This is a genomic window from Roseivirga sp., from assembly GCF_049099775.1.
Taxonomy (GTDB): Bacteria; Bacteroidota; Bacteroidia; order Cytophagales; family Cyclobacteriaceae; genus Roseivirga.
The window spans coordinates 367,543-377,433 of record NZ_JAGDZM010000002.1 but is presented as its reverse complement, the minus strand read 5'-3'; the positions used below and the strand labels follow the sequence as shown (position 1 = coordinate 377,433).

The window sequence follows — 9,891 nt, the reverse complement described above, 5'->3', positions numbered from 1 at the left end:
CAGTTTTTTGGGTGCGAAAGCAGGGCTCAAAGGAATGGCATAAAAAAAGCCGATTCAACGTGCGTTGAACCAGTCTTTAGAAACGTTTCTTTCTTAATTATATCTCTCCGAAATATCCCAAATTAAAAGTGTCGGGAGATTCCAAGAGCTGTCTTGGAGTAACCAACGTGTCAGGAATTGGGATGTCAGGAAAGGCAGAATATCCAGCAATTTTAGACTCCATTTCTTGTATACGGTTTGGCAGGTCTGAAGGCAAGTTGAGTAACAAACTAGAACCTAGATTCCCTCCACTTTCAAAATCGAGAACTTTCAAAGGACAGTCAGCATTCACATAAGCCATACTCACCAAGGTAGAGCACACCACCATTGAATCCTGATGACGAGACATATACTCATTCACCAGATACAAGGCCAGCCCATAAAAGAAGGGTATCCAAGCTGAATCTTTACCTAACTGTTGTTCCAGTAGTTCTCTTAGCGTCCCATCTTTATAGCGAAGGGTGCACAGTATCGCTAATAGATACGCACTATCGTAGGCATAAGGTATATGCTTCCGATTGTTGTAAAACTCTTGAAGCGCATCGTTCAGTTTGAATGGGTCAAATTCAGGCTTATTGCATCTAACCACTCTGATTGATTTGGTCATATGGACCCCAGCCCCTGCATGAATCCCCCCTCCAACGCTGATTCCTGATCGACCAATGCCCACAACGCCAGTGGTTAAGCTATTGTCCTTTTCTCCTCTGATTGTCCCCCAAACAGCCGCATGATAGTAATTTTTATAATTCAAACGATCTTTTCCCGGGTCGAACCAGGCAATCATGTATAGCAGTACATAGAAAGCAGCATTATTGTAGCTTTTATCCAGTTCCTTATTAAAGTCATCAAAATTAAAATCCTGATTTTCATAAATCAGAATATCGCCCGGTTGTAGCTTGGAAATATCTATTGGTTTCCAATCGGAATTTTCTGTATTGCTCATGTTGTTTGTTTTGTTGAGTTTTAAAGCATTTGTAATCTTTTGACTAGTTCATCTTTATGTGCGCGACCTAAGGGTACTTCAGCACCATTAATGCGCACAATGAATAAGCTCATATCTATGTCTTGAATCTCTGAAGCATTTACAATAAATGATCGATGAGTCTGCACAAAGATTGACGGATCTAATTTTTCTGCTAAGTCTTTTAAGGATTGTCGGAGTGTGAATTTCCTATCCTTCGTGTGAAGCATACAATATTTGTCTTCCACCTCTACCCAAAGGATTTCTTCCAATTTGATTTTGATCAGCTTGTTTCTATCCTTCACGAAAAAGCATGACTTGGCTAAGACAACTTCTTCGTTATTTTCAAACACCTGTTCGCCATCGGCATAGGCATGCTGGAGCGCCAATTCAATACTCCTCTGCAGCGTTTCTGGTTCAAAGGGTTTGATTAGGTAAGCATAAGGCCCGGTTTGTTTGGCCTTGCCAAAGGTTTCCTTATCGTCAAAAGAAGTGATAAAAATGATTGGCGTGGCTCTTTGACCTTGAAAAATCCTGGCCAGGTCTATTCCGCTTAATTCACCGTCCAGATTTATATCCATCAATACCAGATCAGGCCCGTGCTCATTGAACAAATCGATGGCCTTCTTACCATTGCTGGCAATACCAACTACCTCATAGCCAAGATTATCAACAAACATCTCAAGCGTGTCTGCATAGTTCACTTCATCTTCAACAATTAAGACTTTCATTTGTCTCTGGTCTTCTTGGTTGGTTTCAGTCATGGTAAGATAGTTTGAATAGAAATTACACTATTGCAGATGGGCGTAAAAAGGCAATGATTGTCCATGAAAGCACAATATTATGGTGTGAATAGCATCAGGCAACATCAATTGATCTTAATATTCCTTTTGCTTCCTTCGGCAGACATATGGTGAAGGTAGTACCACTTCCCTCTAGGCTACTCACTGTAATTGTACCACTGTTCATGTCAACAAACTCCTTACATAACTTCAGCCCCAAGCCAAAACCTCTCTCACCTCTAGCTCCCAGCTTACTTTGCAGGTTCTCGTCAAAGAGTTTGGAAATGGTTTCTTGATTCATGCCTTTACCTTCATCCCGAATTGTCACTTGCCCCAAGGCATCAACTTCATCAGTTGATATGGTGACCTTTCCTCCTTCAGGTGAAAACTTGATAGCATTGCTCAAAATATTTCTGATGATGGTTGAAGTAGTATTGGAGTCAACATAAACATGTAATGACCTCGCTTCATTGATCAACTTGACTTCTTTGGACTCAGCCAAAGATTTATAAAGCTCAATATTCTCTTCAATTAACTCGGTGATATTTATTGAATCAGGGTTATGCGGTACTCCTCCAGTTTGTGATGTGGCCCAATTGAGCAAGTTGTTGAGTAGGTGATTCAATTGATCTAAAGATTGATCAATTTGCCCGCCCATTTCCAGCAATTTTTCTTGTTTATTCTTTTTAATGAAGTACTCCAATTTTTGCCCTACTCCCTGTAACCCTATCATAGGACTCCTTAAATCGTGGGCAATAATTGAAAAGAATTTATCCTTTGTAGCATTAGCTTCAGAGAGTTCTTTCGTACGCTCATCAACTTTCTGCTCCAAAACTACCTTCTGTTCTTCCAGTAGTTTTGTCCTGAACTGCTCTTTTTCCAATTCTTTTTCAGCAATCTCTCTTCGCATGCCACGGATACGGTCCGCCAAAGCAAACGATAGCAAGATAATCTCCAAGGCACCACCAATTTCAATCGAAGTGATTGTAAAGAAGTTGGTTGGTAGCCAACCTGCACCATGTAAGGTCCGGATTACAATACCAAGGATATAAGGTATCCATGCTACTAAATAGAAAAGAGCTGGTTTAAACCCTTTTCTATAGACAATAAAACCGACCAGTATGTAGGATGGGAAAGAGAATAGCACTAGCCAGCGAGCAAACCCAATTATCTCATTGACGGTAAAAAAAAGTGTAAGGAGGGTCATGAACAAACTCAACCCTGCAACCGACCACATGAACCTATCCAGGCGTTTATGCTTCTCTTTCAATTGTAGAAAAACAGCCGCAAAACGGCTAGAAAAGGCCATACTTATACCTGCAAAAGTCACGTAGATATTGGCATCTAACCCAGGTCGGCCAGGCCATAGGTATTCCTCTCCTAAACCATTGGTAGCTAGCGTAGTGAGTATATTGAATACCACTACTCCTACATAGAGTAAATAGGCTTTATCTTTTAAAGAGAAATACAGCAAAAGGTTATAAAGTGCCATAACCAACATCAAACCAAAGAAAAGCCCTAGGAGTAGACTCCGGAGTTCCGTTGGAGGGTTCTCAAAGACGTTTGGTGCCTGATGGAGCAAGAAAAGAATCATTTGCGCTTTGGTGATTACGGGAAGTAACTCGCTTTGAAGATAAAGAAGATAGGAGAAATGAAAAACTATATTCGCACCAGAGAAAAATTAAACCGGAATTGCTCAACAATATTATGTATAAGTTCTGTTGGTAGTTTCTTTAAAATAGCTCTCATGTTCAATGGAAAACTAACCAAAATACCATTTCCAAGGTCAAAATCGATGTACCTAGATTATACCCAGAATCTAGAAACCAAAAAAGCCCCTTAAAAAGGGGCTTTTTATGTACCAGAGATGGGACTTGAACCCATACGCTCAGAAGAGCACAAGATTTTAAGTCTTGCGTGTCTACCAATTCCACCACTCCGGCATCGACTACTAGGTAGTCGTAAAATTGTTAATGACTCTAAATTAAAAAAGCGTGATTAAATCGCGCTTCTCTAATTATTGAGCGGGAGACGGGATTCGAACCCGCGACCCCGACCTTGGCAAGGTCGTGCTCTACCAGCTGAGCTACTCTCGCTTATTTCAATACTCAAATTTCGCACTTGCTGCGAAACGGAATGCAAATTTAGTGAAGGGCTTTTAATATGCAACGACTATGCTAAAAAAAATCCATCAGGCAATAGTATTCCGTTTAGCCCTTGTCAGTCTTTAAGCTTTCCTTTAATCTCGTTGAGCTTTAATAGTGCCTCAACGGGGGAAATCGTATTGATATCCGTCTTTTCTAATAACTCTTTGATCTCGTTGAAAGTAGGATCGGCTTCGAACATACTGAGTTGATAATTATTCTTCGGAATGCTCTTTACCTTATCATCTGACTGATTACGAATTTTATCTTGTTCTAAGTGGCCCATAATCTCGGCGGCACGAATCACGACTGGGTTCGGCATACCAGCCATTTGCGCCACATGGATACCAAAACTATGCTCGCTACCTCCCTCTTTGAGTTTTCTCATGAAGATGACCTTGTTGTCGACTTCTTTTACCGAAACGTTGAAGTTTTTAATCGCAGGAAAATCTTCTTCAAGCTGGTTTAATTCATGATAGTGCGTGGCAAAGAGCGTTTTTGCTTTGAATTTGTTATGATTATGGAGATACTCAACAATAGACCAAGCTATGGAGATACCATCATAAGTACTGGTACCTCGGCCTATTTCGTCCATTAACACTAAACTGCGCTCAGAGAGGTTATTTAATATGCTGGCGGTTTCGGTCATTTCTACCATAAACGTGGATTCTCCTTTGGATAAGTTATCAGAGGCGCCAACTCTGGTAAAAACTTTATCTGTGATACCCAAAGAGGCCCTAGACGCGGGAACATAACTACCCATTTGCGCCATTAATACAATCAATGCCGTTTGACGGAGCAATGCTGATTTACCCGCCATGTTTGGCCCTGTAATAATCAAGATTTGATGCGTATGATCGTCTAGTAACACATCATTCGGCACATAGGATTCTCCAACGGGAAGTTGCTGTTCTATCACAGGATGCCTACCATCTTGAATATCAATCAGCATTTTATCGTCTAATTCTGGTCGACAGTAATTATTAGTTTTCGCAATCACTGAGAAAGAAATCAAGCAGTCTAAAGTAGCAATGACTTTAGCGTTCTTCTGGATTTTAATAGTATAGTCTGCGGCAAAGGCGATAAGTTCTTGAAAGAGCCTTTGCTCGATTACTTTGTAGAGGTCTTCAGCATTTATAATCTTCTCCTCATACGTTTTAAGTTCCTCTGTTATATATCGCTCCGCATTAACCAGTGTTTGCTTTCGAATCCATTCTTCTGGCACTTTGTCTTTATGCGCATTGCTTACTTCTAGGTAGTAGCCGAAAACTTTATTGTAGGCGATTTTTAGAGAGGTAATGCCTGTTGCCTCGCTTTCACGTTGTTGAATTTGAACTAAATAATCTTTTCCGCTAAAAGCGATGCCCCTCAATTCATCTAATTCAGCATCGACACCTTCGGCAATAATTCCGCCTTGATGTACTAGCATAGGTGCATCTGGCTGAAGTTCTTGTTCTATTTTTTCTAGTAGTGGCTCACAGGTATCAAGTTGGGCTGCCAGTGCCTGAAGAGATTTATTCTTAGCGGCTGCCAAAGAAGCTTTCATTGGGCCTATACTCAGTAGTGCTTTTCTGAGTTGGTTTAACTCCCGCGGGTTTATTCGGCCTACGGCTACTTTAGAAATCAACCTTTCCAAATCGCCGATATCCTTCATGGATTCAGCAATTTCTTCACTTAAAGCGCCATTCTCATGGAATGCATCTACTATAGAAAGCCGTTCTTGAATCTTATCAATCTCTTTCAAAGGCAAAACCATCCAGCGCTTCATCATTCTAGCGCCCATCGGGGTTTGCGTTCTATCTAATATTTGAATGAGTGGGATTCCGCCTTCATGTTGCGGATAAACGAGTTCTAGGTTTCTGATCGTGAACTTGTCGAGCCAAACGTACTTATCTTCTTCAATTCGGCTTATTGCAGCAATATGACCGATTTCCTTGTGTTCTGTATGTTCTAAATAGTAAAGAACAGCCCCTGCAGCGGTAATGGCCAGATTCATATCTTCTATTCCAAAGCCTTTTAAAGAACTTGTAGAAAAATGATTGGTTAGTTTCTCATAGCCATAATCGAAGGCATACACCCAATCATCGATTTGGTAGGTATTAAAATCGTCGTTGTAATGGGATTCAAAAGCCTCTCGCTGTGTTCTAGAGTAAATGAATTCTGAAGGGTTCAAGCCCTGAATCAGTTTATCGATATAACTAGGCTTTCCTTGTGCGGTAAGGAATTCTCCGGTCGAAAGGTCTAAAAATGCAGCACCGATCTCATCCTTTCCAAAGCTGAGCGATGCTAAATAGTTATTTCTCTTCTGGTCGAGAACATTATCATTGAAAGAAAGTCCGGGCGTTACTAATTCAGTGACACCCCGCTTTACAATTCCCTTTACACTTTTCGGATCTTCTAGCTGATCACAAATAGCCACTCGATTTCCAGCTCGTACTAGCTTTGGTAAATACGTATCAAGGGAATGATGGGGGAAACCGGCAAGTTCTATATGACTTGCGGCCCCATTGGCACGTTTAGTTAATACAATATTTAGCACTTTGCTGGCAGCAATAGCGTCTTCTCCGAAAGTCTCGTAAAAGTCACCAACTCTAAAAAGTAAAAGTGCACCAGGATGATTGGCCTTGATAGCATTGTACTGCTTCATCAACGGGGTTTCCTTCGCCTCTTTTTTCTTAGCCATACTAAATATTGATAGGTATTAGTTTAATTCTAAAGATCAAAAATAAAGATTATTGGTTCGAAAATATCGTGCTGTTGTAAGTTTTAGAATTCAATGAATCTGCTTCTTGACGTTCCGTAAACCGTCACCCAACATTCTAAGCTTAAAAGCTCTGTCAATTTATTGCTGGCCTTTCAAATAAGAATAGTAATTTTGTCTTAATTTTAATCAGTCTAAATAAGAATAGCTTGAAAAAAGCGGCCATTTATGACCCACAGTTTCTCTCCAGTACCGGAATTAAGATTATTCTGGAAAACTATGGTGAAATAAATGAGGTGGTCGTTTTCAATACCGACAGGAATTTGGCTGATCAAGTTCAAAGGCATCAACCAGAGCTGCTTATTCTTGAATATTTAGGCGATTTTATACTTCAAGATACCGTCACAAGACAAATTAAAGAGAGTTATCCCGATTTAAGAATACTCATCGTTTCTGAAGATGATGATGCTGTTTCAATAAATAAACATTTGAAGGCTGGTGTTGATGGCTTTTTAACCAAAAACTGCTCTGTAGAAGAAATAAATACGGCACTAGATGTAATTCATAAAGGAGGAAGCTTTTTCTGTCAGAAGGTGACTAATTTGGTAAACAATCTAGAGCTAGGGGTTGACAGCGAATTGTCGGAACGCGAAATGCAAATTATCAAATCGATCGGCAGGGGATTACCTTCTTCAGAAATTGCGAACAATCTTGGCATTAGTATTCATACGGTTAATTCTCACCGGAAAAATATCCTCAAAAAGTTAGGCCTCAAATCACCTACTGAGCTGATTATATATGCCGTAGATCGTGGTTGGTTAAAACCTAAAAAAACGGGCTTGTAACCATCGATAATAGACTTGAACCCTCTCTATTTTTAAGTCTTTTGAATGCCTGATATTTTGTCGCTTATACAAGCGAAACTCTTTTCAACTAATTTATTCGTTCATTCACACAATATCAACTAAAGTTCTCGTTATACTAGTGAGAATCATCACAAACCTATTCTCAAGGCCCACCAACCCAACCCCTACAGTGCATCACAGCCAACAGGCTATACGAGTCTGATTTTCTGCTTCTCATGAAGCATTTACACAATTATTTAATCCATCATTTAACAATTAAAACCTAAGAAGATGAAACAAACGATGAAGATCGGCATGGTATTGCTGGGTGCACTTACCATCGCTATGTGGTTAACTGTATCCGCTACCTCCAAAAAAAAAGAAGTCATAGAAAATCGCTACGCGAATCTAGAAAAGGAGATCCTGAAGAAGGAATCGGCTTTTGAAGAAGTCATGTCTTTGATCATAGACGTAGAAGAAGAGATTACAAGTATTGTTGAAAAGGAAAACCTAGTCTACAGTCAAAGCCAAGAACCATTTAATCAGGGCAAAAAAGAGAGCATTATGCGTGAAATTGCCATGATAGACGATCTGATTATTCGCTCAAATGAAAACGTAAAAACACTCTCGGATAAAATAAAGAGTTCGGAAATAAAACAAGGTGTTTTCCAAAAACGACTCAATGCTCTACAGGCCGATTTAAAAGTGAGACAAACCACTATAATCGACCTAAAAACAGCGCTGGTGGCCAAGGAAGAAGCTATTACATTCTTAAACTCTCAAAAAGACTCCTTAAATGTTACTGTTTTAGCACAAGTTGACGCCATAGAGGAAAAAACACTTGAGGTATCTCAGTTAACTGCGCTCAATGACGAATTGAACAAAGGTTATCTCGCTATAGGTACATTTCAGGACTTAAAAGCAAAAGGGGTCGTTGATAAAGAAGGTGGTTTTTTAGGCTTAATTGGTAGAAAAGTAACCCTTCAAGAGGACGCTGATATGGCTCAATTCCTAGAGCTTGATAAAAGAAATATCAATCAGCTAAAAATAGAAGCTGCTTCATTATCGCTTGTAAGCAATCACCCGAGTAGCTCCTATTCCATCTTACCTGGTGAGTCAGAAGGGGTGAAAATTCTCGAGATCACGGACCCTGAGTCTTTTTGGCAAATCTCTAAGTACTTAGTTATTTCTAAAAATAGCAGAGCTGCTCGTTAGACAAAATCTGAGCCTAAACGCAATAAAAGATAGTTTTTGATTGGTGTTGTTAAAGTGCCTGTCCGGATGGGATGGGTACTTTCTTTTTGAGAACCTTGTATAATCCATTTAGGGTTCTAAAATTGCAGCGATGCGAAAACTGAAAAACGAGGAGCTCAACCGGCCAGATATTGAAGCATTTAAGGCTACTGATAAATTACCTGTCGTGGTGGTGATGGACAATGTTCGAAGCATGCATAATGTAGGGTCTGCCTTTAGAACAGCTGATGCTTTTGGTATCACAAGCATTGCTCTTTGTGGTATTACAGCCCAGCCGCCACACCGAGAAATTCATAAAACTGCACTTGGCGCCACAGAATCGGTGAAATGGAAATACTATGAAGATACGCGATCGGCATGTGAGGCTCTAAAGAGTGACGGCTATACAATTATGGCCATTGAACAAGTAGAAGGTTCCATTCCCCTCCAACACTTTCAACCCGATAAAGATCAAAAAGTGGCTATCGTACTAGGAAACGAAGTTTTCGGCGTAGAAGATGAGATTGTTCAATTGGCAGATGGGTGCCTAGAAATCCCCCAATTTGGTACTAAGCACTCCCTAAATGTATCAGTAACTACGGGGATTGTGTTGTGGGACTTAGTCTCTAAAATGAAGCTCGCTTAATTCCTACAAATCCATTAAATTCACCACACAAACCTGGTCAAATGAAAGATATTAACAACAAAGGCAAAGTCAATAGATTTAAGTTCTTACTCTTCTTTTACGGATTATTCATTGTATTCATATTCGTTTACAAATTCATTATCGCACCAGAGTTACCGAGTATAATCTTGTTAGCTGCATTCGCACCGATATTCGGTTTTATGTCTTCTTTCATTAACTGGCCACTTTATATTCATGCTTCAGAAGCAGAAGGCGGCATGGTGATCAATTCGCAAAAGCTATTTTCTAAAAAACAGACTTCTCTATTAGTCACTAAATACAACTTCGACAGTTACTTCGAAACTGATCATTTACATATTGGCTTAAATATTCTAGATGCGGATGATAAAATGCAACAGCATAAAGTCAAAGTGAGTTGGATGAGATTGAAAGACTTGAGAGCGTTGGAAGAAAAGTTAAGGGATATAAACCCTTACGCACCCGTAAAATAGTGGCTTCATTTGCGGCTTTGTGACCAATGGATTGAACCATAAACCGGAA

General features: G+C 39.9%; 8 protein-coding genes and 2 tRNA genes. 4 read left to right on the top strand and 6 right to left on the bottom strand.

What is annotated here, in order from left to right; genetic code table 11:
• Positions 1 to 97: 97 nt before the first annotated feature.
• The 6 genes from JXQ92_RS03925 to mutS form a co-directional block, all read right to left on the bottom strand.
• Positions 98 to 982 carry a hypothetical protein gene (locus JXQ92_RS03925; protein ID WP_421985278.1) on the bottom strand — a complete coding sequence of 295 codons (885 nt, stop codon included), beginning with the start codon at positions 980 to 982 and terminating at the stop codon, positions 98 to 100.
• Between the two features lie 20 nt (positions 983 to 1,002).
• Positions 1,003 to 1,764, bottom strand: a complete 762-nt coding sequence (locus JXQ92_RS03920) for a LytR/AlgR family response regulator transcription factor (protein WP_421985277.1) — start codon at positions 1,762 to 1,764, stop codon at positions 1,003 to 1,005.
• A 94-nt stretch (positions 1,765 to 1,858) separates the two neighbouring features.
• Positions 1,859 to 3,376 (bottom strand): 7TM diverse intracellular signaling domain-containing protein, encoded by a 1,518-nt coding sequence (locus JXQ92_RS03915; RefSeq protein ID WP_421985276.1) that lies wholly within the window; start codon positions 3,374 to 3,376, stop codon positions 1,859 to 1,861.
• Between the two features lie 265 nt (positions 3,377 to 3,641).
• Positions 3,642 to 3,725 (bottom strand) — tRNA-Leu (locus JXQ92_RS03910).
• Positions 3,726 to 3,805: 80 nt separating this feature from the next.
• A tRNA-Gly gene (locus JXQ92_RS03905) sits at positions 3,806 to 3,878 on the bottom strand.
• A 124-nt stretch (positions 3,879 to 4,002) separates the two neighbouring features.
• On the bottom strand, positions 4,003 to 6,609 hold the full coding sequence (mutS, locus tag JXQ92_RS03900) for a DNA mismatch repair protein MutS (RefSeq protein WP_421985275.1): 2,607 nt from the start codon (positions 6,607 to 6,609) through the stop codon (positions 4,003 to 4,005).
• A 227-nt stretch (positions 6,610 to 6,836) separates the two neighbouring features.
• On the opposite strand from mutS, the gene JXQ92_RS03895 reads away from it, so the two are divergent.
• From JXQ92_RS03895 to JXQ92_RS03880, 4 genes are all read left to right on the top strand, one after another.
• On the top strand, positions 6,837 to 7,472 hold the full coding sequence (locus tag JXQ92_RS03895) for a DNA-binding response regulator (protein WP_421985274.1): 636 nt from the start codon (positions 6,837 to 6,839) through the stop codon (positions 7,470 to 7,472).
• 291 nt (positions 7,473 to 7,763) lie between these two features.
• Positions 7,764 to 8,687 (top strand): hypothetical protein, encoded by a 924-nt coding sequence (locus tag JXQ92_RS03890; protein ID WP_421985273.1) that lies wholly within the window; start codon positions 7,764 to 7,766, stop codon positions 8,685 to 8,687.
• A 130-nt stretch (positions 8,688 to 8,817) separates the two neighbouring features.
• Positions 8,818 to 9,351: an RNA methyltransferase gene (locus tag JXQ92_RS03885; RefSeq protein ID WP_421985272.1), complete on the top strand. Its 534-nt coding sequence runs from the start codon at positions 8,818 to 8,820 to the stop codon at positions 9,349 to 9,351.
• Between the two features lie 41 nt (positions 9,352 to 9,392).
• Entirely contained in the window at positions 9,393 to 9,842 is a 450-nt protein-coding gene (locus JXQ92_RS03880; RefSeq protein WP_421985271.1) for a hypothetical protein, read from the top strand.
• Positions 9,843 to 9,891 lie beyond the last annotated feature (49 nt).